Source organism: Streptomyces sp. BJ20 (genome assembly GCF_022869105.1).
GTDB lineage: Bacteria > Actinomycetota > Actinomycetes > Streptomycetales > Streptomycetaceae > Streptomyces > Streptomyces griseoincarnatus.
The window spans coordinates 1,827,249-1,852,868 of the sequence record NZ_CP094918.1 but is presented as its reverse complement, the minus strand read 5'-3'; the positions used below and the strand labels follow the sequence as shown (position 1 = coordinate 1,852,868).

At 69.5% G+C, this 25,620-nt stretch carries 24 protein-coding genes and 2 pseudogenes; 12 read left to right on the top strand and 14 right to left on the bottom strand.

The features are described from left to right. Window positions 1-2 precede the first annotated feature (2 nt). The 6 genes from kdpB to MTR79_RS08555 form a co-directional block, all read right to left on the bottom strand. Window positions 3-2,126, bottom strand: a complete 2,124-nt coding sequence (gene kdpB / locus MTR79_RS08580) for a potassium-transporting ATPase subunit KdpB (protein WP_244789664.1) — start codon at window positions 2,124-2,126, stop codon at window positions 3-5. Beyond that, on the bottom strand, window positions 2,126-3,823 hold the full coding sequence (gene kdpA / locus MTR79_RS08575; protein WP_244789663.1) for a potassium-transporting ATPase subunit KdpA: 1,698 nt from the start codon (window positions 3,821-3,823) through the stop codon (window positions 2,126-2,128). The genes kdpB and kdpA overlap by 1 nt, the downstream gene beginning before the upstream one ends. Window positions 3,824-3,831: 8 nt before the next feature. Continuing rightward, a complete protein-coding gene (kdpF, locus tag MTR79_RS08570; RefSeq protein WP_048456165.1) occupies window positions 3,832-3,921 on the bottom strand; it encodes a K(+)-transporting ATPase subunit F in 90 nt (29 codons plus the stop codon). Beyond that, entirely contained in the window at window positions 3,918-4,106 is a 189-nt protein-coding gene (locus tag MTR79_RS08565; protein WP_143637144.1) for a hypothetical protein, read from the bottom strand. The genes kdpF and MTR79_RS08565 overlap by 4 nt, the downstream gene beginning before the upstream one ends. Window positions 4,107-4,432: 326 nt before the next feature. Beyond that, the gene (locus tag MTR79_RS08560) at window positions 4,433-5,074 is read right to left on the bottom strand and encodes a sigma-70 family RNA polymerase sigma factor (RefSeq protein WP_086702600.1); all 642 of its coding nucleotides are present in this window, start codon (window positions 5,072-5,074) and stop codon (window positions 4,433-4,435) included. 210 nt (window positions 5,075-5,284) lie between these two features. After that, window positions 5,285-6,037 (bottom strand): hypothetical protein, encoded by a 753-nt coding sequence (locus MTR79_RS08555; protein WP_244789662.1) that lies wholly within the window; start codon window positions 6,035-6,037, stop codon window positions 5,285-5,287. 202 nt (window positions 6,038-6,239) lie between these two features. Here MTR79_RS08555 and MTR79_RS08550 point away from each other — a divergent pair. Beyond that, window positions 6,240-6,371, top strand: a pseudogene (locus MTR79_RS08550) (MerR family transcriptional regulator); the annotation flags it as partial. Window positions 6,372-6,531: 160 nt separating this feature from the next. Here MTR79_RS08550 and MTR79_RS08545 read toward each other — a convergent pair. Further along, a complete protein-coding gene (locus MTR79_RS08545; protein WP_244789661.1) occupies window positions 6,532-7,143 on the bottom strand; it encodes a TetR/AcrR family transcriptional regulator in 612 nt (203 codons plus the stop codon). 194 nt (window positions 7,144-7,337) lie between these two features. On the opposite strand from MTR79_RS08545, the gene MTR79_RS08540 reads away from it, so the two are divergent. The 4 genes from MTR79_RS08540 (at window position 7,338) to MTR79_RS08525 (ending at window position 11,317) form a co-directional block, all read left to right on the top strand. Further along, a complete protein-coding gene (locus tag MTR79_RS08540) occupies window positions 7,338-8,948 on the top strand; it encodes an alpha/beta hydrolase (protein WP_244789660.1) in 1,611 nt (536 codons plus the stop codon). A gap of 97 nt (window positions 8,949-9,045) precedes the next feature. Further along, window positions 9,046-9,828 (top strand): MEDS domain-containing protein, encoded by a 783-nt coding sequence (locus tag MTR79_RS08535; RefSeq protein ID WP_086702573.1) that lies wholly within the window; start codon window positions 9,046-9,048, stop codon window positions 9,826-9,828. Continuing rightward, on the top strand, window positions 9,825-10,775 hold the full coding sequence (locus tag MTR79_RS08530; protein WP_086702574.1) for a sensor histidine kinase: 951 nt from the start codon (window positions 9,825-9,827) through the stop codon (window positions 10,773-10,775). The genes MTR79_RS08535 and MTR79_RS08530 overlap by 4 nt, the downstream gene beginning before the upstream one ends. Window positions 10,776-10,939: 164 nt before the next feature. Beyond that, window positions 10,940-11,317: an STAS domain-containing protein gene (locus tag MTR79_RS08525; RefSeq protein ID WP_244789659.1), complete on the top strand. Its 378-nt coding sequence runs from the start codon at window positions 10,940-10,942 to the stop codon at window positions 11,315-11,317. 659 nt (window positions 11,318-11,976) lie between these two features. Here the strand turns inward: MTR79_RS08525 and MTR79_RS08520 are convergent. Both MTR79_RS08520 and MTR79_RS08515 read right to left on the bottom strand, forming a co-directional pair. Beyond that, window positions 11,977-12,420, bottom strand: coding sequence for a PIN domain-containing protein (locus tag MTR79_RS08520; protein WP_244789658.1), 444 nt, complete (start codon window positions 12,418-12,420; stop codon window positions 11,977-11,979). Beyond that, a complete protein-coding gene (locus MTR79_RS08515; RefSeq protein WP_109296451.1) occupies window positions 12,417-12,677 on the bottom strand; it encodes a CopG family transcriptional regulator in 261 nt (86 codons plus the stop codon). Before MTR79_RS08515 ends, MTR79_RS08520 begins: the two co-directional genes overlap by 4 nt. Before the next feature lie 462 nt (window positions 12,678-13,139). On the opposite strand from MTR79_RS08515, the gene MTR79_RS08510 reads away from it, so the two are divergent. The 4 genes and pseudogenes from MTR79_RS08510 to MTR79_RS08500 all read left to right on the top strand — a co-directional run bounded on the left by MTR79_RS08510 (window position 13,140) and on the right by MTR79_RS08500 (window position 18,280). Further along, a complete protein-coding gene (locus MTR79_RS08510; protein WP_244789657.1) occupies window positions 13,140-14,711 on the top strand; it encodes an N-6 DNA methylase in 1,572 nt (523 codons plus the stop codon). 173 nt (window positions 14,712-14,884) lie between these two features. Next, window positions 14,885-15,817: pseudogene (locus MTR79_RS33685) on the top strand (type ISP restriction/modification enzyme); the annotation flags it as partial. An 11-nt stretch (window positions 15,818-15,828) separates the two neighbouring features. After that, window positions 15,829-16,461: a type ISP restriction/modification enzyme gene (locus tag MTR79_RS33565; RefSeq protein ID WP_280518387.1), complete on the top strand. Its 633-nt coding sequence runs from the start codon at window positions 15,829-15,831 to the stop codon at window positions 16,459-16,461. A 778-nt stretch (window positions 16,462-17,239) separates the two neighbouring features. After that, window positions 17,240-18,280, top strand: coding sequence for an acyl-CoA desaturase (locus tag MTR79_RS08500; RefSeq protein ID WP_244789656.1), 1,041 nt, complete (start codon window positions 17,240-17,242; stop codon window positions 18,278-18,280). Window positions 18,281-18,412: 132 nt separating this feature from the next. On the opposite strand, the gene MTR79_RS08495 is transcribed toward MTR79_RS08500, so the two are convergent. Both MTR79_RS08495 and MTR79_RS08490 read right to left on the bottom strand, forming a co-directional pair. Further along, complete coding sequence (locus MTR79_RS08495; RefSeq protein WP_125503735.1) at window positions 18,413-18,787, bottom strand: STAS domain-containing protein; 375 nt, start codon at window positions 18,785-18,787, stop codon at window positions 18,413-18,415. Window positions 18,788-18,848: 61 nt separating this feature from the next. Continuing rightward, window positions 18,849-19,433, bottom strand: a complete 585-nt coding sequence (locus MTR79_RS08490; RefSeq protein ID WP_244789655.1) for a DUF5994 family protein — start codon at window positions 19,431-19,433, stop codon at window positions 18,849-18,851. Between the two features lie 292 nt (window positions 19,434-19,725). Between MTR79_RS08490 and MTR79_RS08485 the strand changes: the two genes are divergently transcribed. Continuing rightward, entirely contained in the window at window positions 19,726-19,986 is a 261-nt protein-coding gene (locus MTR79_RS08485; RefSeq protein ID WP_024885574.1) for a hypothetical protein, read from the top strand. A 97-nt stretch (window positions 19,987-20,083) separates the two neighbouring features. Here the strand turns inward: MTR79_RS08485 and MTR79_RS08480 are convergent, their stop codons facing one another. After that, a complete protein-coding gene (locus tag MTR79_RS08480) occupies window positions 20,084-20,917 on the bottom strand; it encodes a YhjD/YihY/BrkB family envelope integrity protein (RefSeq protein WP_125503738.1) in 834 nt (277 codons plus the stop codon). A 251-nt stretch (window positions 20,918-21,168) separates the two neighbouring features. Between MTR79_RS08480 and MTR79_RS08475 the strand changes: the two genes are divergently transcribed. Beyond that, window positions 21,169-21,525 (top strand): PRC-barrel domain-containing protein, encoded by a 357-nt coding sequence (locus MTR79_RS08475; RefSeq protein ID WP_125503740.1) that lies wholly within the window; start codon window positions 21,169-21,171, stop codon window positions 21,523-21,525. Between the two features lie 34 nt (window positions 21,526-21,559). Continuing rightward, complete coding sequence (locus MTR79_RS08470) at window positions 21,560-21,730, top strand: hypothetical protein (RefSeq protein WP_244789654.1); 171 nt, start codon at window positions 21,560-21,562, stop codon at window positions 21,728-21,730. 435 nt (window positions 21,731-22,165) lie between these two features. Here MTR79_RS08470 and MTR79_RS08465 read toward each other — a convergent pair whose 3' ends face one another. Together MTR79_RS08465 and MTR79_RS08460 are read right to left on the bottom strand one after the other, a co-directional pair. Further along, window positions 22,166-23,494, bottom strand: coding sequence for a class I SAM-dependent RNA methyltransferase (locus MTR79_RS08465; RefSeq protein ID WP_244789653.1), 1,329 nt, complete (start codon window positions 23,492-23,494; stop codon window positions 22,166-22,168). A 69-nt stretch (window positions 23,495-23,563) separates the two neighbouring features. Continuing rightward, the gene (locus tag MTR79_RS08460; protein WP_189365625.1) at window positions 23,564-25,609 is read right to left on the bottom strand and encodes an APC family permease; all 2,046 of its coding nucleotides are present in this window, start codon (window positions 25,607-25,609) and stop codon (window positions 23,564-23,566) included. Between the last annotated feature and the right edge of the window lie 11 nt (window positions 25,610-25,620).

Sequence of the window (25,620 nt, the reverse complement as noted above, 5' to 3'; positions counted from 1 at the left end):
CCTCAGCCGATCCCGGGAGTGAGGGAGATGAGCAGGTCGATGATCTTGATGCCGATGAAGGGGACGACCAGTCCACCCAGGCCGTAGATCGTCAGATTGCGCCGCAGCAGCTTGTCCGCGCTCACCGGCCGGTACCGCACGCCCTTCAGGGAGAGCGGCACCAGGGCGATGATGACGAGCGCGTTGAAGATCACCGCGGACAGGATCGCGGAGTCGGGCGAGGACAGGCCCATGATGTTGAGCTTGTCCAGGCCCGGGTGGACGGCCGCGAACAGCGCCGGGATGATCGCGAAGTACTTCGCGACGTCGTTGGCGATGGAGAACGTGGTCAGCGCGCCGCGCGTGATCAGCAGTTGCTTGCCGATCTCGACGATCTCGATGAGCTTGGTCGGGTTGGAGTCGAGGTCGACCATGTTGCCGGCCTCCTTGGCGGCCGATGTGCCGGTGTTCATGGCCACGCCGACGTCCGCCTGCGCGAGTGCGGGGGCGTCGTTGGTGCCGTCGCCCGTCATGGCGACGAGCTTGCCGCCGGCCTGTTCGCGCTTGATGAGGGCCATCTTGTCCTCGGGGGTGGCCTCCGCGAGGAAGTCGTCGACGCCCGCCTCCTCGGCGATCGCCTTGGCCGTCAGCGGGTTGTCACCCGTGATCATGACGGTCTTGATGCCCATGCTGCGCAGTTCCTCGAACCGCTCCCGCATCCCGTGCTTGACGACGTCCTTGAGGTGGATGACACCCAGGACGCGGGCCCCGCGGGCATCCTCGACCGCGACGAGCAGCGGCGTACCGCCCGCCTCGGAGATGCGCCGGGTGATCTCCTCGGCGTCCGGGGCGACCGTGCCGCCTCGCTCCTCGACCCAGGCGACGACCGAACCGGCCGCGCCCTTGCGGATCCTGCGTCCGCCGACGTCCACCCCCGACATGCGGGTCTGCGCGGTGAAGGCGATCCACTCGGCGCCCGCCAGTTCGCCCTGGTGGCGCTCGCGCAGGCCGTACTCCTCCTTGGCGAGGACGACGACGGAGCGCCCCTCGGGTGTCTCGTCGGCCAGCGACGACAGCTGCGCCGCGTCGGCGACCTGCGCCTCTGTCGTGCCCCGCACCGGCACGAACTCGGCCGCCTGCCGGTTGCCCAGCGTGATGGTGCCGGTCTTGTCCAGCAGGAGGGTGGAGACGTCGCCGGCGGCCTCGACCGCCCGGCCCGACATGGCCAGCACGTTGCGCTGGACCAGGCGGTCCATGCCCGCGATGCCGATCGCGGAGAGCAGGGCGCCGATCGTGGTCGGGATCAGGCAGACCAGCAGGGCGACCAGCACGACCATCGTCAGGTGCGTGCCCGCGTAGTCCGCCAGGGGCGGCAGTGTGGCGCAGGCCAGCAGGAAGACGACGGTCAGCGAGGCCAGGAGGATGTTGAGCGCGATCTCGTTCGGCGTCTTCTGCCGTGCCGCGCCCTCGACCAGGTTGATCATCCGGTCGATGAAGGTCTCGCCGGGCTTCGTCGTGATCCTGACGACGATCCGGTCGGAGAGGACCTTCGTGCCGCCGGTGACCGCCGAGCGGTCGCCGCCGGACTCCCGGATCACGGGCGCGGACTCGCCGGTGATCGCCGACTCGTCGACCGAGGCGACACCCTCGACGACGTCACCGTCACCGGGGATGACGTCACCGGCCTCGCAGACCACCAGGTCGCCGATCCTCAGCTCGGTGCCGGGCACGCGCTCCTCGGTGGAACCGCTGATCCGGCGGGCGACCGTGTCGGTCTTGGCCTTGCGCAGGGTGTCGGCCTGGGCCTTGCCGCGGCCCTCGGCGACGGCCTCCGCCAGGTTGGCGAAGATCACCGTCAGCCACAGCCAGGCGCTGATCGTCCAGCCGAACCAGTCGCCCGGGTCGGTGAAGGAGAAGACGGTGGTCAGGACGGACCCGCTCCACACCACGAACATCACGGGGGACTTGACCATCACCCGCGGGTCGAGCTTGCGGAAGGCGTCCGGCAGCGACCTGACCAGTTGCCCGGGGTCGAAGAGGCCCGCGCCCACGCGGCCCTCGGGGGCCTTGTGCCCGGTGGGTGGGTCCTGGTGGGGCGCGAAGGCGCCAGTGGACATGGAGTCCTGCTTCTTTACGTCGGTGGTCATCACGCCAGCCCTTCGGCCAGCGGTCCCAGCGCGAGCGCGGGGAAGTACGTCAGACCGGTGATGATGATGATCGTGCCGACCAGCAGCCCGGTGTACAGCGGCTTGTCGGTGCGCAGGGTGCCCGCGGTCACCGGGACCGGCTTCTGCTCGGCGAGCGAGCCGGCCAGTGCCAGGACGAACACCATCGGCACGAAGCGGCCGAGGAGCATGGCCAGGCCGATCGTGGTGTTGAACCACTGCGTGTCCGCGTTCAGGCCGGCGAACGCCGAGCCGTTGTTGTTGGCTCCGGACGTGTAGGCGTAGAGGATCTCGGAGAATCCGTGCGCCCCGCTGTTGGTCATGGAGTTCGCCGGGGTCGGCAGCGCCATGGCGCAGGCGGTGAAGACGAGCACGAGGGCGGGGGTGATCAGGATGTAGCAGGCCGCCAGCTTGATCTCGCGGGAGCCGATCTTCTTGCCCAGGTACTCGGGGGTGCGGCCGACCATCAGACCGGCGATGAACACCGCGATGACCGCCAGGATCAGGATGCCGTAGAGGCCGGAGCCGACACCGCCGGGCGCGATCTCGCCCAGCATCATGCCGAGCAGGGTGATACCGCCGCCGAGGCCGGTGAAGGAGGAGTGGAAGGAGTCCACCGCACCGGTCGAGGTGAGCGTGGTCGAGACCGCGAAGATCGAGGACGCGCCGACGCCGAAGCGGACCTCCTTGCCCTCGTACGCCCCACCCGCGGCCTCGAAGGCCGGGCCGTGGTGGGAGAACTCGGTCCACATCATGAGCGCGACGAAGCCGACCCAGATGGTGGCCATGGTGGCGAGGATCGCGTAGCCCTGCCTCACCGAGCCGACCATCGAACCGAAGGTCCGGGTGATCGAGAACGGGATCAGCAGGATCAGGAAGATCTCGAAGAGGTTGGTGAAGGGGGTGGGGTTCTCGAAGGGGTGGGAGCTGTTGGCGTTGAAGTAGCCGCCGCCGTTGGTGCCCAGCTCCTTGATGGCCTCCTGCGAGGCGACCGCGCCGCCGTTCCACTCCTGCGTACCGCCCATGAACTGGCCGACCTCGTGGATCCCGGAGAAGTTCTGGATCGCGCCGCAGGCGACCAGCACGACCGCGGCGACAGCCGCCAGGGGCACCAGGATGCGTACGACACCGCGCACCAGGTCGGCCCAGAAGTTGCCCAGCTCACCGGTGCGGATGGGGGTCCCCCCGCTCGAGCGCAGCCGAGAGTGGGGGAGGGCGAATCCGCGCACGAGCGCGACGGCGACGGCCATGCCGACGGCGGCGGAGACGAAGTTCTGCACGGCCAGGCCGGCGGTCTGCACGACGTGGCCCATGGCCTGCTCGCCGTAGTACGACTGCCAGTTGGTGTTGGTCACGAACGACACGGCCGTGTTGAACGCCTGGTCCGGGTCGATCGAGGCGAATCCGAGCGAGCCCGGCAGGTGGCCCTGGAGCCGCTGGAGCAGGTAGAGGAACAGGACGCCGACGGCCGAGAAGGCGAGGACGCCGCGCAGGTACGCGGGCCAGCGCATCTCCGTGTCGGGGTCGGCACCGATGCCCTTGTAGATCCACTTCTCGACGCGCAGGTGCTTGTCGGAGGTGTAGACCTTGGCCATGTAGGCGCCGAGCGGTTTGCAGGCGAGCGCCAGCGCCGCCATCAGGGCGAGCAGCTGGAGCACGCCCGCGAGTACGGGACCCATCTCTTGTCTCAGAACCTCTCCGGGAAGATCAGGGCGAGGATGAGATAGCACAGCAGGGAGACGGCCACGACGAGGCCGACGATGTTCTCGGCGGTCACAGCTTCGTCACCCCCTTGGCGACAAGGGCCACCAGCGCGAAGACCGCGATCGTGGTGACGACGAAGGCCAGATCGGCCATCGCGAACTCCTGGAGTGAGGTTCGGTCGGAACGGACGATTCGAGGAAAGCGCAGCGGTGGCCGGATCAGGCCGGTCGTTGACGCCTCCCTTACGGCGAGGCCCACGGCTTTGACGCAACGCTGACGGCGCCCCGTCCGGAGGATGAGCGGACGCCGGTGACCGGGCAGGTTTCGACTTGTGAGCCCGCTCCGGCGCGTGAGGCATTCGCCCCTACTCGGGTTTCTCTCCGGGCAGGCCTCATCGTGCCGACCGGGGCTCGTGGGGGTGGGTGGTTCAAGCGCCGCGGGACACCGACCCCGTAAGAGCCGTGCCGGCAGGCTCGCGTGCCTCACCACAGGACTGGTTCCCCGTCCCCCACGGAAGCTCCGGAGCCTGTTCGTCCGGAGCTTCCGTGTCGCGTGGACCCCTCACCGGGTGATTCCGGGGGCCGTCAGGCCGCGGCGCCCACAGGGTCGGCTCGCTCTGCCTCGCGCAGGGACTTGATCAGTGAGGAGCGGGCGCGGGCGACCCGGGAACGGACGGTGCCGACCGGGCAGTCGCCGAGCTCGGCGGCTTCCGCGTACGGCAGGCCGACGAGCTGGGTGAGGACGAACGCCTCGCGGCGTTCGTCGGGCAGCGCCTCCAGCAGTTCGGCGAGGGCGATGCCCTCTTCGAAGCCGAGCCGGCCGCGGGGCTGGGCGAACTCGGCGACGGTCTGCCAGTCGTCGGTGTCGGCCAGGCGAGGCCGTGCCGAGGCGTGCCGGTAGCTGTCGATCACCGCACGGCGGGCGATGGACAGCAGCCAGGTGCGCGCCGACGAGCGGCCCTCGAAGCGGTGCAGGCTGCCGAGGGCCCGCAGGAAGGTGTCCTGGGCCAGATCGTCGGCGGCCTGGGGGTCGGCACCGAGGTAGGTGACGTAGGTGCGGACGTCCCGGTGCAGGGCCCGGACGAAGTGCTCGACGGCCGCGGGATCACCGCCGCGGGCAGCGAGCGCCCAGGCCGTTGTCGACTCGTCCGCGTATGTCTTCTCGTCACTCGTTCTCGCAGCGTGTGGTGTCTCGTCGAATGCGACAGACACGGCAGGACTGATCACCATGTGTCCTTCTCGGGTGTCCGGAAGAGGTCCGGCATGGAGCGATCCGACGTGCGGAAGCCCGGCATGCGGAACCGGGCCGCGCACGACTCGCCGCAGCTCCGGTGTTGGTGGGGAGTGGCGGGTGTACGCGCGCTCGGCGGTCCGCACCCGTTGCCCGAGCCGTCCGGGCGCGGGGCGCCCAGGGCGGTGGTCGGGAAGCCGGCTGTCTCAGAGGACAGCGGTCCCCGCGGGCGGACCCCGAGAAGTGATCGTGCAGACGAGAAGCAGCCGGCGCGGTGTACGGGCCGCGCGGCTGCGGCGGACGCGGAGGCGCGGGTGATGCGGCGGCGCGGGCAGGGTGAGCGGCAGCCGCAACGGCGCGGCCAGCCACCCGGCGAAGGCCCGCAGGATGCGAAACGCCGCGCGTTCACCGTGCGCGAGCCACAGGCCGCACAGCAGTGCGGCCAGCACGTGGGCGGCGAGCATGCCCGTGGAGGACATCCCGCCCAGGGCGTGCCCGGTCGCGGGCATGGCGTCCAGGGAGCTCATGGCACCCATGGCGTCCGTCGACCCCCCGGAACGGCCACCGTGGGTCATGGAGTGCATGGCGTGCATGGCGTGCCCCATGTGAGCCGTCGACGCCATGTGGTCCAGGGAGGAGGCTCCCTCACCAGCGGCCATGCCGTGCATGGACATCGGGGGCATCGGGCGGACGGGCGGCCGCGACAGTTCCTGGGCGTACGAGAACCACACATGCAGTGCGGTCTGGGCCGCCACCACGACGGAGGAGACGACGAGGAGTCCGCGCTCCCGGCCGGCCAGGCACCAGGCCGCGCCGCCGGTCACCGCCACCGCCACCGCGAGAGCCCACGAGGGCACCGCGGTGCCTGACATCAGGACGTGCCCCAGGGCGGCGAGCAGCACGCAGACGGCCGCGAACACCGCGGCCCGTAGCATGCGGAAACACCACCCAGCGGTCATGGCGGCTCATCCTCGCATCCCTGGCTCCGCCGTCATGAGGGAGTACGGGAAGGGCCCCCGTCCGGCACTCAGCATCCTCCCCGTGATCCGCATCACGGTAAAGGGCGCGAATTCGGCAGGAGTTGGGCCCGCCCGTTGTCCGGGAGGAGCGTCCGTGACGACGGATCGGACGGGAGGCGCGGCGCACATGCTCGTCGGGGCCGGGCCGCAGGCCGAGCAGCGGGCGGTGGACAGCCTCCGCGACGACCTTTCCTCGGGCCGATGGGCCGATCGCAACCGGGACCTCATCGCCCTCGACACGGCCGAGCTGGGCCTGCGCCTGCTCGTGGCCTGAGCCACCGTGCACCGCTCACCCCGCCATCCAGGGCGAGAAGTCGATGCCGGCCTACTCCGTCGGCGACACCCCGAAGGGGGTCGGGTTCACGTTCGGACGGGCCACTGCTCGTACCGCACGTCGCGGAGGCCGCAGAAGGTGCAGAGGGGGCTGGTGCGGTTCACGGCAGAGCCGGCCCGTCGGGTGGTGCGGGGCCGGTGGAAAAGACCTGATCGACGGCGGCGTTGAGGGTCTGGGTCTCGGCGACGAAGACGGATTCGCGGGTGGGCATGGCGCGTTCGAACGAGAGTCCGTTGAGGACGGTGAGAAGGAACCTGACGTTGCGGGTGTGGTCTCCCGGGGGCAGGGCGCCCTCCTCGACGAGCACGGCCAGCCAGTGTTCGACCCGGCGCTCCGCCTCCCGCTCAAGGCGGAGGTACGCGGCGCGCACCGGCTCGGTCGGCTCGGGTTCGATGAAGGCCCTGTACGTCGCACCCCATGCGGCTCGCGCCTCTTCGTTGGTGCCGGTCAGTGCGAGGACCTGCCGCAGGCAGTTCAGCAGCCGTTCGCGGGGCGGCAGCGAACGGTCCTGGATCGGGTCGCCGGGCAGGAGGTGTCCGTAGATCCGCGCGAGCAAGCTGTCCTGCAGGGCGCGCTGGGTGGGGAAGTGGAACCTCAGCGAGCCGGTGCTCACTCCCGCACGCGCGGCGACCGCTCGCACGCTCAGCTTCGCCGTCACGTCCTCGGCAATCATCTCCGCAGCGGCCTTGAGGATCCTCTCGCGCGTGTCCATGCCCCGCTCTCCTTCGCTTCTCCCAGCGCCCCTCACTGTACTAGCACGCCGTACTAGTACAGTGTGTTAGCGTCTCACTAACACGCTGTACTAGTGAGTAACCGGCGCCGGGCCCCTCCCCGGCCGGCCTCCCGCGCGACCGGCACGGTCCGTTCGCGCCGAACGACACGAGTACGGAGAAGGGGAAGATCATCATGATCCGGTCGAGGTCACGGCTCACCGCCCGGTACGGGGTGACGCTCGCCGCGGCCCTCGTGGTCCTGACGGGGTGTTCGTCCGGAGCCTCGGGGCCGCGCGGCACGTCCGCGGCGGGGGCATCGGTCCCGGCTCCCTCACCGGGCCCGCTCACGTGGAGCACGTGCGGGAAGCAGCTCGAATGCGCCACGCTCGAGGTGCCGCAGGAGTACACCGAGCCCGACGGCAGGCAGATCCCGCTCGCGGTCATGCGGCACCGGGCCACGGATCCCGACCGCCGCATCGGCAGCCTGGTCTTCAACCCGGGCGGACCCGGAGTCTCCGCCACCGAGACACTGCGCGATCTGCCCAGGACGACCGGTACTCCCGGCGCCTTCTCAGCCGAAGTGCTCGCCAGATTCGACATCATCGCGATGGACCCGCGCGGCGTCGGCCGATCGCAGGCCGTCCGCTGCCTGACCGACGAGCAGCGGGCCGACGCCGCCGGCACCGGCTTCGACCCGGCCGTCCCCGGGGGCAAGCCCCTGCCGCGACTGCTGGCCGACGCCGTCGCGTTCACCGACGGCTGCGCCAAGCACCAGAGCAAGAAGTTCCTGGCCGGCCTGTCCACCGACAACGTGGCCCGTGACATCGACCAGGTGCGCTCCGCCCTCGGCGAGGACACGATCACGTACTACGGCCTGTCCTACGGCACCGTGGTCGGACCGATGTACGCCACCCTGTTCCCCGACCGGGTCCGCCAGATGGTGCTCGACGCACCCGTCGACACCAACCAGTGGTTCGGCAACCCCCTCCCCTTCCAGCAGGAGGTCGCCGTGGCAAGCGAACGGACGCTCGACGCCTGGTTCGAGACCTGCCGCACCGAAGGGACCGCGGTGTGCCCGTTCGGAACGGGGGACCCCCAGGCGGCGTTCGACACACTGATCGACACACTGGAGGCGAAACCGCTGAAGATAGCCCCCGTCGAGGGGGTCACGCCGGGCGGTGAACTCGACGGCGCCATGGCCCTCGAGGCCACCCGGGCATTGGCCGGCGACCAGAACACCTGGCCGTTGCTGACCTCGGCCCTGCTGGCCGCGCAGAAGGGCAACGGCGCACCCCTGCACACCATGTGGAGCAGTGTCACGGTCTCCCCCTTCCCCGTCCCCACTGCGATGTTCGAAACCCACACCGCGGTGCGCTGCGCCGACTGGCAGACCCCGGCCGGCATCGCCGCGCACAAGGCCGCGGCCACCAAGGCCGTCACCGAGGCCGAGCGGATCGGACCCCGGGCCGCCTACTCCGCCCTGAACTGCGCTCGGTGGCCGGCGCCGAACAAGGACCGCGTCACCGAGCCGCTCACCGGCGCCGGTACGCCGACCGCACTGGTGGTCGCAGGCCGGCTGGACCCCGTCACCCCGCACCACTGGGCCGAGACCATGACCCGCACCCTGGACTCCGCGGTCCTGCTCACACGTGAAGGAGTCGGACACGGCTCCTACGGCACCAACGCGTGTGTCGGCAGCGCGGTCGACGCTGCCCTCGTCCACGGCACCCTCCCCGCCGACGGCACCGTGTGCGAGACGGACACACCCGCCACCACCCGCCCCCTCGTCCCCCAGAACCGTTGAACTGCTGAACCGCTGAACCGCAGCCCTCACGCGATCGGGGAGTATGCGAGGTGTAGGTGCGGGAGCATTAGAGTGAGGAGGAAGCGAGGGAGGAGTAGTGAGAACGCCGCGCGTACTGCCAACCCTGGACGCGGTCGACATCAGCGATCATGTCTGCCACCTGCTGGGTCGTACCGACGACGTCGTCGACCGCAGCCGGGCTTTCGTCGCGGACGGTGCGTTGCACGGCGACAAGGTCGTGATCGTCGGACCCGCCCCGCGGACGCGAAGCGAGTTCGCCCCGCTCGTGCTCGACCCTGCGCGGTTGCAGGGTTCTCTTCTCTCCGCGGTCCGCCGGGAGGCGGCGGTGGCGGACCGGGAGGGCTTCCGCTCCCTTCGTGTGCTGCACCATGTCGTGCCCGGCCCGGGCGCGGACCGGAGCGGCGGGTGGCTGCGCAGCGAGCTCGACCTCGAGGAGTTCGCCGCCGACACCGGAGCCATGGTGGTCTGCGCCTACAGCAGTGCCGACTGGGACCTGCCGGTGCTGCAGCAGATCATGTGTGTGCATCCCCATCATGTGGGAAGCCGACCGGTCTCCCCCGCGTTCCGGGTGTACCGAACCGAGCAGGAAGGCTGGACGGTGACAGGGACCGTCGACAGTGACGGCGCGGTGACTTTCCGCACCATCCTGTGCACCCTCCTCGCCCACACGCCGACGGTGCGTCTGCGCTGCCAGACCCTGGAGTTCTTCGACGCCGCCGGGATGAGCGCGCTGGCCGATGCCGCCAGACACCTTCCGGATCGGAAAGTGGTCCTGGAAGGCACCAACGAGACCGTGCGGCTCGCCTGGAAGCTCTCGGGCTTCGCGGTTCCCGACGTTCCGGTGGTGATGGCGCCGTGACATCCTCCTCATCCGTTCCCGCCGGGAGCACGGGGTACCGGCACGAGCTGTATCCGTACTCCGGCAGCGACGAGTTCGTCGCGGGCGCCGTGGACTTCATCCAGGAGGCGCTCGACGGTGACGAGGCCGTCGTCGTGGCCGTGCCGCAGGAGAAGGCGTCCTTGCTGCGTGCCCAGGTCCGTGAGGGGGACACCGTGCGCTATGTCGACACCAGTCGGGTGGCGCATCATCCGGGACGGCTCATCGCCGCCTGGCAAGAATGGATCAAGGAGCGCGTCTCGGAGGGGCGGCCCGTCCGCGGGATCGGCGAATCCCCCTGGGACCAGGTCGGCAGTGCGGCCGAGGCCTCGGAACTGCGCTACCACGAGTGGCTGCTCAACAGGGCCTTCGCCCAGGGCCCGGCCTGGTGGCTGCTGTGCCCTTACGACGTCGCACGTGACGACGCCGCCCTGACCCAGATGGCACGCTGCCACCCCGAGATCCGCAGGAACGGCCGGACGGTGCTGTCCGAGGACTACGACCCGCGAGCACCGTACGAGTTCGCGGCCCTCACCGACCCCTGCGATCCGTACGACGAGTTCCTCTACACCAGCGGCGACCTGCCCGCCCTCCGGGAGAAGATCGCCGCCTGCGCCGAGCAGCACGGCCTGACCGGCCGGCGCCTGCGCGAGCTGCATCTGGCCGCGACGGAGGTGGCCACCAACAGCATTCGTCACGGCGGCGGACACGGCGTGCTGCGCACGTGGAGCGAGGCGCGACGGCTCGTCTGCGAGTTCCGCGACGCCGGCTACCTGGAGGACCCACTGACCGGACGTGCGATGCCGACCGCGAGGCAGGTGGGTGGTCGCGGACTGTGGCTCGTCCACCAGCTCTGCGATCTCGTCGAGATCCGGTCCACGCCGCACGACGGGACCACGATCCGCCTGCACACCGAGCTGCCCGGGTGAGCCCGCCGGCGGCGGCCACGGGTCTGCCCGAGGACGCGGCGCTCCAAGGCACGCGTGCCGGGGTCGCCCCGGGGTAGACGCGAGTGCGGCGAACGGACAGGCGCCGGAGCACGGACAGGCGCCGGAGCACGGGCGGGAACGATGGGAATGGGAGTCGGTTCTCCATGCTGAGGGTGCGGGTACGGCACGCGGACACGACGGTTGTCCGGCTGCCGAGCGAGGTCGACCACGAGAACGCCTCCGACATCGGCGCCCGGTGCCAGGAGCTGATCGAAGAGGGCTGCGCCACCCTCGTACTCGACGCCTCCGACGTGCAGTACCTCGACTCCTCGGGTGTCAGCGTGATCGTCGCGCTGTCCAGCGCGCTCGACAGCCATGCGGGCGCCCTGCGCCTCGCCGCCCTCAGCGACCACTACCAGCAGGTGTGGCGCATCCTCGGCCTCGACACGCTCCTCCCCGTCTTCCCCACCGTGGGCGCCGCGCTCGACGGGCACGACGCACGCGCCTGTGCCGATACCGGGGAGTCACTGGACCGCGCCTGAGGAGGATGCCGGGCAACCCGCAGCCCTCGACCAGGACGACCGCATGACTGGCACCGCCCCTGCCCGGGAACGGGCGGTACGGCGCCATGGGCGGCGCCAACGCGGTCGCACGCTCCCAGGAGCAACCGCTGCCCGCGGCCCGGCGGGACGCCGACACATCCAGCGCGTAGTGAGCCGACCGCTGACCGCGCCGGCGCCCACGGACCACAGGACCTGTGGGCCGTGCGGGCCAGACCGGAACGACGCCCGCGTGGCCGGCCTGCTCGTCTCGTGCGTCAGGGACGGGTTTCCCCCGGATGGGCGTACGTGTGTCCGCCCCGCGGACTCCCACAGTGCGTCCGGCGGGTCCGGCGGCAGCCTCACCGACCTGCCGTCAGGACGAGTCTCCGCACCGTGCACCTCGGGTATCAGGTCGCGCACTACTGGCCGCACCTGGGGAACCCAAGAGAACCGCAGCTCAGTTCCCCTTCTGATCGGGCTCGAGAATCGCCACGCACTCCACATGATGCGTCATCGAGAAGACGTCAGCCGGAACCGCATCCGGGAAACTGCAGGTCAGATAGGTTTTCCCGCCTCATCGGAGAGTCCACGCGCGCCGCGAGCGTCACGCGAGCGTCACGACCAACGGAATCTGACGACACAGCCGGACAGATCCGACATCAGATCGGAAAGTCGTCGGGCAGCACCCGGAACGCCTTGTGCCGGCCCAACGGGCGCACAGCCCGGAAATCGCGACGGTCGAGCGTGAGTACCGCGTCGGTGTCGTACTCAGCGGCAAGGGCCACGTTCACCGCATCCGCGAGGTCCAGGTCCAAGTCGCGATAGCGGGCGCGCACCGACTGGGCGACACCCAGGTGATCCTCCGTGATCTCGGGCAGAACGACACGGCCGCGGCCCACCCAGTGGCGGATGTCGTCGACCGCACTGAGGGCCGCTTCACGACCGAGCTCGCGCGTGGCGACGTGGTCGATCTCTGCGAGCAGCAGCGGGGACATCACCAGGAGCCCTGCAACCATGATGGCTTCGTTCGACGCCTGGTGCTCGGGGTGGCAGGAGTCGAGCGCCGCAAGCAGCCCGGAGGTGTCCGCGATGACGACGATCACGCAGCGGTCCCGGTCCCGGTCTCGCGGCGCACCGCGTCGGCGACAGCGTCACGCACGTCAGGCTTACCGGGAGTGCGTCCCGCTCCCCGGAAGGTGCGGGAGAAGAGAGGCTCGTCCCATACACGGTTGGCCATGGCCGCGAGATGGATGCCCTGGCGGATGATCTCGGCCTCGCTGATACCGCGCCGCTTCGCAGCCTCTTTGATGATCGCGAGGTCTTCCGGATCGGCGTAGACGTTAGTGCGCTTCATCGACATGTACCAAGACTAGCGTATGTACCACAATGATGTATGTCTATTGCGCCTGAGCGCTCCATGAGCGATGCATCCCGATCGTGCAGCAGAACCGGCCCCCGCCTGACGCATCCAATGCCGCAGCACCCGGCCGGCGCCGAGCGTAAGAACCTGCGCAGCACAGAGCCGGAGCACCACACGCCGCCCCAAGGCTCCGCCCCACACTGCACTGATGTATCTGGAGGTGAGTCTGCCGCCCTTGGCGATGTCGGCAGTGCAACGCGCAGGCATTCCGATGGCGCATCTTGCATGCCTACGCGCCTCCGCGCGCCCCCACATGCACCCTCGTTGCGCCCCACGCTCCCCTCCTACGGTCGTGGAAAGGGAGGGCTGGAATGAAGTCCGGCCCCGACGGGAGCAAGGTGCGGCAGATAGCCGCACCGACCTGACGTCGGCCGGATCTGCCCGCCTTGGGGATGGGGCGGTATGAGTGCCCGACGCAGGATCCATGACAGCTTCGAGCAGGCAGTCCAATCCGCTGTGTCCGCGTTTGGAGCGGAGGTCACGCCGAAGCTGAGAGGCAGCGGGTGGCAGGAGGACCAGCTTCGGGGGCCGCTGGAGAACATGATCCGGTCCGTGTGCCGTGGCCTCGGTCTGGACGTCACCCTCATCGGCGAGGTTCCACTCGTCGACATGGGAGCCCGCCCTGACTATGCGGTTGAGGTCGGCGGCGCTCTCGTCGGTTACATCGAGCTCAAGAAGCCGGGCAGCCAGGCCGACCCGTCCGTCTACACAGGCCGCAACGCCGAACAGTGGGCGAAACTGCGGCTGCTCAACAACGTACTGCTCTGTGACGGAAACGAGTTCTCCGTCCACCAGCAGGGCCAGCAGATTGGCGAAGTGGCCTACCTGCGCGGCTCGGTCCTCACCTCCGGCGCCCGGCTTACGCCCGCCGACGGGGCGCTTGCGCGGGTGTTGTACGACTTCCTGACCTGGGAGCCGCAGACACCCCGCACCACCAGTCAGCTCATCCGAGCAGTCGCCGGGCTATGCCAACTTCTGTCGGAAGAGGTCGGTGAGGCGATCGAGCAGGAAAAGAGCCGACGCCGTCTGCCGGCCTTCACGAAACTGGCCAAGGACTGGCGGCACTTGCTGTTCCCGGAGGCTACCGACGCCGAGTTCGTCGAACAGTACGGTCAAGCCGTCGTGTTCGCCCTTCTGCTGGCTCGGGTGGAGGAGATCACCTTCGAGGGCGAGACCATGCACAGTATCGCCACGAAGCTGGGCAAGAAGCACTCGCTGATGGGCCAGGCACTGGACGCCCTCGCCGGAGACTCGGTCGCTGGGCTGTCCACCACACTCAACACACTGCTCCGTGTCATCGGCGCGGTCAGATGGGACGTGCTGGACGACGGAACGGGCGACGCCTATTTCCTGCTCTACGAGCACTTCCTCCATATTCACGACCCTGATCTGCGGATACGCACTGGCTCGTACTACACACCGCGTGGTGTCGTCTCGGCCATGGTACGGCTGGTCGAGGACGTCCTGAGACGGGAGGGATTCCGTATTCCGTCCGGCTTCGCTTCTCCCGATGTGGTCCTTGTCGATCCGGCCATGGGTACCGGCACTTTCCTGTTGTCGTCGCTAGAGCTCGCTGCCGAGACCATCGCCGAAGAAGAGGGTCCGGGCGCGGTGGGACCGCGTCTGCGAGAAATGGTGGGACGTCGGCTGGTCGGTTTCGAGATGCAGGTCGGTCCGTTCGCCGTCGCAGAACTGCGTATGCACGCCATGCTCAAGCAGTACGGGTCCGCGGCCCCCTCCCAAGGTCTCAGACTGCTGGTGGCTGATGCTCTGGACAGCCCGACAGCCGAGTTCAACTGGATCCCTCATACCTACCGGGCGCTCGCCGAATCCCGCCGCCAGGCCAACCAGGTCAAGCGGGACGAGCGTGTCATGGTCGTCATGGGCAACCCCCCTCACGACGCTGTAAGTCGAGGCGCCGGCAAGTGGGTGGAACGGGGGGGGAACCCGAGGCGGACATCCCCGCCCCGCTGAGGGCCTTCCGGCAACCCGGTAACGGTAGGTACGAGTCGAAGATCGCCAACCTTTACGTCTACTTCTGGCGCTGGGCCACGTGGAAGGTATTCGACGCACACGACGACGCGCCATTCGGTGTGGTCGCGCTGATCACACCGAAGGCATGGCTCAAGGGGCGGGCGTTCGCCGGAATGCGGCGTTACCTGCGTGAAACCGCCGATGAGGGCTGGATCATCGACCTGTCCCCCGAGGGCCACCGCGCAGATGGCGCGACCCGTATCTTCCCCGAGGTCGCCCAGGAGTTGTGCATTGCGATCTTCGTACGATGGCGGGACAGCCCCAGGCCGCGGACAGACCGGCGGGCCGCAGAAGTAAGACACCTCAAGATCGGCGGGCGCCGCAGCGAGAAGGTCGAACGCCTGACGACCCTCAGGCTCGATGACCCGGAATGGCGCGAGTGCGCCACAGGCGAGACAGACGCCTTCCTGCCACCCGGCAGCGACCTGTGGGAGTCCTGCCCGCAGCTGAGAGACCTGATGCCGTGGTCGTCGCGTGGCGTCACCCCCGGGCGCATGTGGGTCTATGCACCGGACGAGGGCACGCTCCATGAACGGTGGCGGCGGTTTGTCGCCGCGGACACCGACCGGCGCACCGAGATGCTCGGACCCTCTGGCGAGCGAACGCCTGGAGACAATGTCCCGCCCCTGCCCGGGGTTGAATCCCACGGGCGGATACCACTCGCCGCCGAGCACAGGACAAACACTCAAACGGTGCGCATCGGGTTCCGGTCGTTCGACCGGCAGTATGTACTGCCGGACAGTCGATTGATGGAACGAGGCAGGGCAGACCTCTGGCGAGTCCGCAGCGACCGCCAGATCTACACCGTAGAGCAGAACGCCCACCCGGTGGCCAACGGTCCGGCACTGGTCTTCAGCGCCCTCATTCCCGACATGCACTACTTCAACAACCGCAGCGGTTGCGCCCGTCCTCTCCACCGCAACGCTGCCGGTACGCTGCCCAACGTCACGCCCGGTCTGCTCCCCCTGCTCGCCGGGCGGCTCGGCATACCGGTCGTCGCCGAAGACCTGCTGGCCTACATCGCCGCGATCGCGTCCCACCCGGAGTACACAGCTCGATCCAGGAAGACCTCGAAGTCCCGGGCGCGCGGATACCCCTCACCGCCGCCCCTTGCCTGTGGGAGCGGGCGGTTGCCATCGGCCGCCGAGTTCTGTGGCTGCACACCTACGGCGAGCGGTACGCCGACGAGACGGCCGGAAGGCCGTACGGCAGAGTGTTGCTACCACACGACCGCCCCCGATGCGTCACGGAGATCCCAGACGATGTGGAAGCCATGCCGGAGAAACTGGCATACGACCCCGTGACGCAGGACCTGTGCGTCGGCAGTGGACGGATCAGTCCGGTACCTCGCACGGTCCGGGAATACGAAGTGTCCGGGATGAACGTTCTCGACAAGTGGTTCGGCTACCGCCGGAGGAATCCCGCCGGCAAGCGACGCCTCGAACTGGACCACGTGGTGGCTACGCGCTGGCTTCCCTCATGGACCACGGAACTGCTGGAGTTGCTGAACGTCCTCGGCCTGCTCAAACGGGAGGAGCCAGCGCAGGCTGACCTCTTGAACGAGGTGTGCGCGGGCCCACTGATCACGGTGACGGACCTGACCACAGCGGGCATCCTTCCCGTGCCCACAGAGGCAACCAAGGCACTGCAGGCGAAGTCGGACGCGGGCGACGCACTATTCGACCTGTGAGCGAAGCAGCGGCTCGTCGGCAGTGGACCGCTGATCATTGACACATGAGTCGAATGCCCCTGACCGTCGCCCTCATACACATCTGACGCCCCGGCAGAACGAGCGTCAAACGAGCGTCGAGATTGTCTTGCGCTGGCTCCGCGGTAACCGGAGGACATCACTGCGATCCCCCCGTTCCCTGGTCGAAACCGCAGGTCAGAAGTGTTTGCCCGACAAGCGACGCACGTTCACGTCGTATGCCCATGGAAACATGTGGGCGCGACCCACCCGAAACTGGACAATCAGCAAACTAGCAGGTCATCGGCCCTTTTCAGCAGGCTCAAGGATCGCCACGCACTCCACGTGCGACGTCATCGGAAGGGTGTCGGTCCGGACAAGGCCCGAAAAACGGCAGGTCATAGGCGGTTTCACGGCTCATCGCCGCTACGCTGAGGCGCCCAGAGCGTCAAACGAGCGTCACGGGGTTCGAAGACGACATCGCCCGGAGTGAGCAGACCCCCTCCGGCGCCGGCGGCTTCCGATCCGATGCCGAAGGGGGGCAGCTGAACCCGGCAGCCGACGCTCCGTTCACCTGCATGCACGGGGAATGTTCGCGGAAAGACCGCCCCCGACCGAGTAAGACGCGCCCGGCTGGGAACCCGGCCGGTACGAGGGGCAGCGTCACGATGGGCCGACGCTGCTGGCGGCACCTCTCCGGTCAGCGTCCGCGACCGCCACCAGAACTCACTGGGCGGCGGCCCGGAGCCGCCCGCGCAGCTAGCAGAGAGTTTACCCAATCATGACGAGTGTCACCGTCCGCGCTCCGCGTTCCGAGAGTTCCGGCAGCGACTTCGCCCGGCTGTCGAGGAAAATCGCGGATGCCGGACTGCTGGAACGCCGCCCCGGCTACTACACACTCCGGATCACCGCGGTGGCCGGGCTCTACGCCACCGGATGGATCGCCTTCGCACTCGTCGGCCGCTCATGGTGGACGTTGGCGGTCGCAGTCTTCCTGGCTGTCGTCTTCGGGCAGGTGGCCCTGGTCGCCCATGACGTGGCCCACCGTCAGGTGTTCCGCCGGCGCAGGGCCAGTGAGGTGTCCGGACGGATCGCCGGAGCGGGCATCGGGATGGGGTACGGCTGGTGGCAGGACAAGCACACCCGTCACCACGCCAACCCCAACAACGAGGACCTCGACCCCGACGTCGCCCCCGACCTGCTGGTCTGGTCCCAGGAGCAGGCCCGCGCCGCCACCGGACTCCCCCGTCTCATCGGTCGCTGGCAGGCGTTCCTGTTCTTTCCCCTCCTCACGCTGGAGGGCCTCAACCTGCACGTGTCGAGCGGTAGGGCGGTCGCCAACCGCTCGCTCAAGCACCGGGCCCTCGACGGCGTTCTGTTGGCCGCGCACTGCGCGGCGTACCTGACCGCCCTGTTCTGGGTCCTGCCGCCCGGCATGGCCATCGCCTTCCTCGCCGTCCACCAGGGCTTGTTCGGCCTCTACCTCGGCTCCCTCTTCGCCCCCAACCACAAGGGCATGCCGATCCTGAAAGGCGACGACCGCCCGGACTTCCTCCGCCGCCAAGTACTCACCTCACGCAACGTGAACGGCGGCTGGTTCACCGACATCGCCCTGGGCGGCCTGAACCACCAGATCGAACACCACCTCTTCCCCAGCATGCCCAGCCCCAACCTGCGCAAGGCACGGCCCCTCGTCCGGCGCTACTGCGAGGAACTGGGCGTGGACTACCTGGAGACCGGACTGATCGCCTCCTACCGACAGGCACTCACCAGCCTCCATAGGGCGGGAGCGCCCCTCCGGCACAACCGCCTCCCCGCCTAGAAACTCCCGGGCGCCCGCGGCCGACGCCGGTCGCGGGCGCAGTACCGGTCCGCCGAAGCCCTCTCCTGCGCAGGTCAGGGGCATCAACGGAGCACTCCCCCGACCTCATGGCTCCTGCCCGCCATCGAGCGGTCAGCCCACAGAGCCCTCCGCGGTGGCCGGAACGTCGTGGGGCGGTCTCGGGCCAGGGCGGACGAAGTGGAGCAGGAAACCGGAGCCGGTGATCTCGGTGATACGCACCAGGGACCGCGGAGGCCGGTGCAGGCGCATAAGTGCTCCCGAACGTCCGGTGAGCTGCGCCATCTCCAGGAAGAGGTTGAACCCGCTGACGTCACAGAAGGTGACTGCGGAGAGGTCGATGTCGACGGTGCGGGTGTGGTCGCCGAGACCCTCGACCAGCACGCTGCGCACCAGCGGGATCGTGGTCAGGTCGATCTCCCCGGACAGGGCGATCAGAGCGCGCGGGCCGCGGTCCCGGCGGGGGACGTCCGGCAGTGGAGGGGACATGGCTCCTCGTTCCGAGAATCGTTCGAAGACGCCGTGCGACAGACAGAACCAGCTGCCGCCGTCACGGCCTCTCCGACTGGTCCGCCTGCACAGCGGCGGCCGTCCGGCCCGGTGCGCGAGCAGCCGGGTCCGAGGCTTCGCGTCCGCCTTCGGACTCCCAGGCCGCCTGTGCGGTCCGGTCGTCCTCGGTCACCGGCCGCGGGGCGTCCGCCGTCAGCCGGCTCGCGGAATCGCTGCGCCGCGGGTCGCTCGCAGCGGCCATCAGCCACGCGGCCCGAACCGGATCCGTCCCCGGAGGAACGACCAGCAGGTTCCAGCGGCCCACGCGGTACGAGAGCAGCAGCAGCTCGTACGGGTCCTGCTCGGCCCGGAACCAGCCCACCTTCACCACGTGCCCGGCGACGGTGACCTTGCGCGGTACAACCGGCCACCGGGCGGGGTTCACCGTGATCCGGGTGATCCGCCCCCACAGCGGATCGAGCACGGCCGCCAGTGCGGGCAGTTCGGCGTGGAGGTCGGACGAGCGCGGCCACCAGGCGCCGTCCAGCAGTGCCGGCACGGAGCCGGCCGGTGCGAGAGCAAGGCGCGGACGAGAGGGGGCCGGCCGACCTTCGGATGTCGTCGGGCGGGAGATGGTCACATTCATGACGCCGGCCCTGCCCCGGACCGGTCGTAGCCGGCCCGGCGTATTCGATCGCCGAAAACGACACAGGTACGGATGCCGGTGCCCCAAGGATTCTCGGTGCTCCCTACCGTACTCCCCGAAACACCCGAACGGGCGGCAGCACCCGCCCCCGGCCCTCCGGGACCTTCCCCGCACGGTGTTCCTCGGACCACCCGGCCCGAGGAGAGGCGTCGAGGTCCGAGGCGGGTGATGTGTGCGACTAGAGTGATCGGCGCTCTGGTCCGATCACATCCAGCCGCGCAGTGAGGTCGCCATGGAGTCCCAGGAAGCGCCCTCGGCCGGGTATGCCGAGGTTCACGTCGTCGCCGCGTCGCCCGAGGACGCACGGCGGGTGGCGGAAGTTCTCCGTCGTTGCTTCGCCGCCACCGAACAGCGCAGTTATCCGGCGAACGGCGAGGGCGGCACCCGTCTCGAACTCACCGTGGACACCACCCGCGCGGCCGAGCCCGCCCGTTCGTGGCTGGAGTCCAGCCGGTCGACCGGACACACCGGTCAGGAGCCCGGGTGCGACTGATCGTCCGCCCACCCCGTGTCGGGACGGCGTACGGCCTCGACCCGGCTCAGGTCGGATCGTCTGCCCCGGGCGGGATGAGCGTCTGATGCCCCCCTCCTCACCTGCGTCGTTTCCATGTGCGTGTCACGCGGGGGATCTCCTCGTAGAACAATCGGCCGACCAGCGCGCCACCGAAGATCACGACTCCCACGCCGAGCAGCCAGGACTCGACGACCAGGAGGGTTCCGACGGGTCCGTAGGCGACGGCGTTGGATGCGATCAGCGGCGAGAAGACGAGGGCGGAGAAGATCCTCAGACCGAGCAGCCCGATCACGGTGGCCACGGCACCCGGCAGCAGGGCGCGCCAGCGGATGCGCCCGCCGAGCAGCAGGTGCTGGGACCACCAGAGAAACGGGACAGCGCTCAGCGATGCGACAGCCCCGCCTGCCAGCGGTTCCGGCCGTAGTGTGGTGGTGGCGGAGGCGAAGAGGAAGACGGTGAGGACGCTGAGCCAGACCACGTGCCGCCACCTGGCCCACCAGCGAGCCGGCGGCAGGTCCCAGACCTTCTCGTAGCCGGTCTGCACCGCTGCCCCGAAAGCCAGGCCGAACAGGGCGAGGGCGGCGATACCGAACACGGTCGTGCTCCGCAGCGCCTGGCCGGGCCGAGCGAACAACCTCTCGACCTGCTCCCTGGCGGCCGTCGACACGCCCAGCCCTTCGCCCAGCCACTGCGCGAACCCCCGGCCGTGCTCGGGATCGGCAGAGGAGACGATGATCAGCAAAGGCACCAGCGTGAGCAACCCCAGCGCCGAAAAGCCCAGCGAACGCGACCCCAGCTCCATCTGCGCGCCCCGTCGCCATCCGCGCCCGACCGGCGAACGGCTGACGGCGCGGCGCAGCCGCCCGAACCGAAACGAACGGTCCGCGGCCTCGGGGGACTTTTCAGGCATGTCTGTCGATTATCACGGGCGATGCCTTCAACGGGTGAGGGCGCGACATGAGGTTCCCCGACAGGCTGCCTGATGGACGAGCCCGCCGGTCCGGGAGTCGGGCCACGCGTCGGGCTTTCCGGCGCCCCGGCCGTCCCGGTCCACAGCACCGGTCTGCGCCATCCTGCGACGGGAAGTGTCACCACGGCTGGTACGGGCACTCGGCGAAGTGCCCGTTTCGGGTACACCGCCGCGCGAAGGGAAGCCGAAGGATGATCCACAGTGCGGACATCCGCGAGTGGCGCGCCCACGACGTCGTCGACGCGGGTGGCCACAAGATCGGCACGCTGGAGGCCGTCTACGTGGACACCAGCACCGACGAGCCGGCCATGGGCACCGTTCAGGTCGGACTGCCCACCCGCCGCCATTTGGTCTTCGTCCCCTTGCACGGCGCGGTCGTGGGACCGGGCTACGTGAAGGTCGCCTACGAACGGGCGCTGGTGAAGAAGTGCCCGGCGATCGGGACCGACGACGTGCTGCCCGTCGAGGACGAGGCGGCGGTGTTCGCGCACTACGGCCTGCCCTATCAGCCCGGTGCGAACGGTGAGCGGCAACTCGCCCGACGCTGACCGACCCCGCCGAATCGAAGAGGTGCATTACCTCATGAGGCTCTTCCTCCTCCTCGTCATCGCGGCCATCGTGCTGGGCATCATCGGCGTGGCCGCAGAAGGATTGTTCTACCTGCTCGTCATCGGCATCGTGGTGCTGGTCACGGCCCTGGTGTACCTGGGCATGCACATGCGAGGCTCCGGCCGGCACCAGCGCCTGCGCTGAACGTCCTGAGGCTGCCGGGCCGGGAGGGGGCCCAATGCCCACCGGCCCGGTTCAACAGCTCCGGGCAGGCTTCCATCTCACCATCCGCCATGACGGTACGCGCGATGTCGCCCCCCGGTGGGGCCCAGCACGTCTTCCTTGACGTCGCCCTACCGACGAAGGCCGCCCCCGCGCTACGCCTCCCCCACCCTTCGGCCTCGGACCACCCGGCGACAGGTCCTGACATGACATCAGAACGAGCGTCGGATGAGCGTCACGAGGGGCCACCTGCCGTCCATGCGAATATCACGTTCCAGACCCGGCGCCCTCTTGGCCGCTGGTCGAAACTGCAGGTCGGAAGCGGTCCCGGACATACGGCAAGTCTCCACACCATGCACTTCGGGAAACAGGTCGAGCACCGCCGAGCACACCTGAAGAACCCGATAAAACCGCAGGTCACAGCCCCTTATGGGCAGGCTCAAGAATCGCCACGCACTCCACGTGCGAGGTCATCGGAAACAGGTCGAACACCCGCAGCGTCCGCACCTTGTAGCCGCCGTCGCGGAAGTACGCGAGGTCGCGGGCCAGGGCGGCCGGGTCGCAGGCGACGTAGGCGATGCGGCGGGCGCCCAGGGAGGAGAGGTGCTCGACCGTCCTGCGGCCGGCGCCCGCGCGGGGCGGGTCGAGGACGACCAGGTCGACCTCGGTGATGCCGGTGCGGGGCAGCACCGACTCGACCTTGCCCTGCTCGATGCGCACGCGCGGGAAGTCGGCCAGGTTGTGCCGGGCGTCCTCCACCGCGCGCTTGCCGGACTCGATGCCGAGCACCGCGCCCTGCTCGCCGACCCGGTCGGCCAGCGCGCCCGCGAACAGGCCCACGCCGCAGTACAGGTCGAGCGCCATGTCGCCCTTGCGCGGCAGCAGGCCCTGCATGACCGCGGTGACGAGGGTGTCGGCGGCCTTCGGGTGGACCTGCCAGAAACCGCCGTTGCCGACCCGGTAGGTGCGGCCGTCGGCGCGCTCGCGGACGAACGGGCGGCCGTGCACGCGGTGCACCTGGCCGTTGCGTTCGTCGATGCGCAGCACCGAGACGGGGCGGTCCAGTTCGACCAGCGGAAGGCGGGCGCCGGGCTTGGGGGTCAGAACGACCTGGCGGTCCTGGGAGCCGGTCGCGGCGATCGCCTCGACCGAGTCCATGCCGGTCCAGTCCCGCTTCTCGATGCCCAGCTCGCTGACGCCCTCCGCGGCGATCAGGCAGTGGTCGATCGGCTCGACCTCGTGCGAGCGGTGCCGGCGCAGTCCCGCGCGGCCGTCCGCGGTCACGGCGTACTGCACACGCGTGCGCCAGGACGGGACCTGGCCGGCCGGCACCTTGTCGCCCTCGGCGGGCATCACCGTGCCGTCCCAGCCGGCCTCCTCGGGCGTCAGCCCGGCCAGCCGCTGGAGCTGCTCGGCGACCACCTCGCCCTTGAGCCGCCGCTGCGCGCCCGGCTTGGCGTGCTGCCAGTCGCAGCCGCCGCAGCGGCCGGGGCCGGCGAACGGGCAAGGCGCGTCGATGCGGTCCTTGGACGCCTCCAGCACCGTCACCGCGTCCGCGCGCAGGAACCGCGCACCCTCCTCGCCCTCGGTGACACGGGCGACGACGCGCTCGCCGGGCAGGGCGTGCCGGACGAAGAGGACCTGCCCCTCGGAGGTACGGGCGATGCAGTGGCCGCCGTGGGCGACGGGGCCGATCTCGACCTCGTACTCCTCCCCCACCAGTGATTTCCTCGGTTCTGCCTGCATGGCGGGGTGACTCCACAACATCGGGTACGGGCGGGCGGGCCTGGCGGCCCGGGACAACAGCCCACCAGTCTACGTGCGCGGCGAGGTGTCCTTCGCCCGCTCCGCGGGTCCCCTGCGCGCCGAGCCGGGCGCTGCCCAGTCCTGCCGCTTACGGGCGCGCAGTTTCGCCGCTTCGGAGGACTCCAGCTGGTAGGGCACCGAGGTGACCATCACGCCCGGCGTGAACAGCAGCCGGCCCTTGAGCCGCAGCGCGCTCTGGTTGTGGAGGAAGTGCTCGTACCAGTGGCCGACCACGTACTCCGGGATGATCACGGACACCACGTCCCGCGGCGACTGCGCGCGCAGGCTCTTGACGTACTCGATCACCGGACGGGTGACTTCCCGGTACGGGGAGTCGAGCACCTTCAGGGGTACGTCGATGCCGCGCCGCTCCCACTCCTCGCGCAGCGCCCTGGTCTCCTCGGCGTCCACGTTGACGGTGAGCGCCTCCAGGGTGTCGGAGCGCAGCAGCTTGGCGTAGGCGAGGGCGCGCAGCGCGGGGCGGTGCACCTTGGAGACCAGGACGACGGAGTGGACGCGGGACGGCCGCACGGTGTCCTCGCTCGGGGTGTCCGGCGCGGCGATCTCGTCGGCGACCCGGTCGTAGTGGCGGCGGATCGCCGTCATGGTCGCGTAGAAGATGCACATGCCGAGCAGCGCGACCCAGGCGCCGTGGGTGAACTTGGTGAGCAGCACGACGACCAGCACCAGGCCGGTGAAGAAGGCGCCGAAGGCGTTGATGGCCCGGGAGCGGACCATGCGGCGGCGCTCGGCCGGGTCCTTCTCCGTGCCGAGCAGCCGGTTCCAGTGCCGGACCATGCCGGTCTGGCTGAGCGTGAAGGACACGAACACGCCGACGATGTAGAGCTGGATCAGCCGGGTCGAGTCGGCGCCGTAGATCGACACCAGCAGCGCGGCGGCGCCCGCGAGCAGGACGATGCCGTTGGAGAAGGCGAGTCGGTCGCCGCGGGTGTGGAGCTGACGGGGCAGGTAGCGGTCCTGGGCGAGGATCGACCCGAGCAGCGGGAAGCCGTTGTAGGCGGTGTTCGCGGCGAGGAACAGCACGAGCGCGGTCGCGGCGGCGAGGACGACGAACAGCAAGCTGCCGTGCCCGAAGACGGCCTCGGCGACCTGGGAGATGACCGGGTCCTGGACGTAGTCCGGGCCGAGCGGCACGCCGTTGTGGACGAGGTCCTTCGCCGGGTTCTCTGCCATCCGTACGTCGGTGGCGCCGGCCAGCGCGATGATGCCGCAGAACATGGTGACGGCGAGCAGGCCCATCAGGGCGAGGGTGGTCGCCGCGTTGCGCGACTTGGGCTTGCGGAAGCCGGGGACGCCGTTGGAGATCGCCTCGACGCCGGTGAGCGCGGCGCAGCCGGAGGAGAAGGCGCGCAGCAGCAGGAAGAGGAGGGCGAAGCCGGCCAGGCCGGGGTGCTCGGGCTTGATCTCGAAGTCGGCGGTGGGCGCGCGCATGTCGTCACCGAGGACGCCCCCGCGGAAGGCGCCCCACGCGATCATGAGGAAGACGCCGGCGACGAAGACGTAGGTGGGGATCGCGAAGAGTGTCCCCGACTCCCGGACGCCGCGCAGGTTCATCAGCGTCAGCAGCACGATCACGCCGACCGCGCAGGCCACCTTGTTCTCGACGACGAAGGGGATCGCCGAGCCGAGGTTCTCGATGCCGGAGGAGATCGACACGGCGACGGTCAGGACGTAGTCGACGAGCAGGGCGCTCGCGACGGTCAGGCCGGCCTTCGGGCCGAGGTTGGTGGTGGCCACCTCGTAGTCGCCGCCGCCGCTGGGGTAGGCGTGCACGTTCTGCCGGTAGGAGGCGACCACGGTGAACATCAGCACGACGACCGCGACGGCGATCCAGGGGCTGAAGTGGTACGCCGACAGGCCCGCGATGGACAGGACCAGCAGCACCTCGCCGGGCGCGTACGCCACGGAGGACAGCGGGTCGGAGGCGAACACGGGGAGTGCGACGCGCTTCGGCAGGAGCGTCTCGCCCAGCCGGTCGCTGCGTAGTGCGCGCCCGATGAGGATGCGTTTGGGCACGTCGGTCAGTTTGGACACAAGTGAGGATC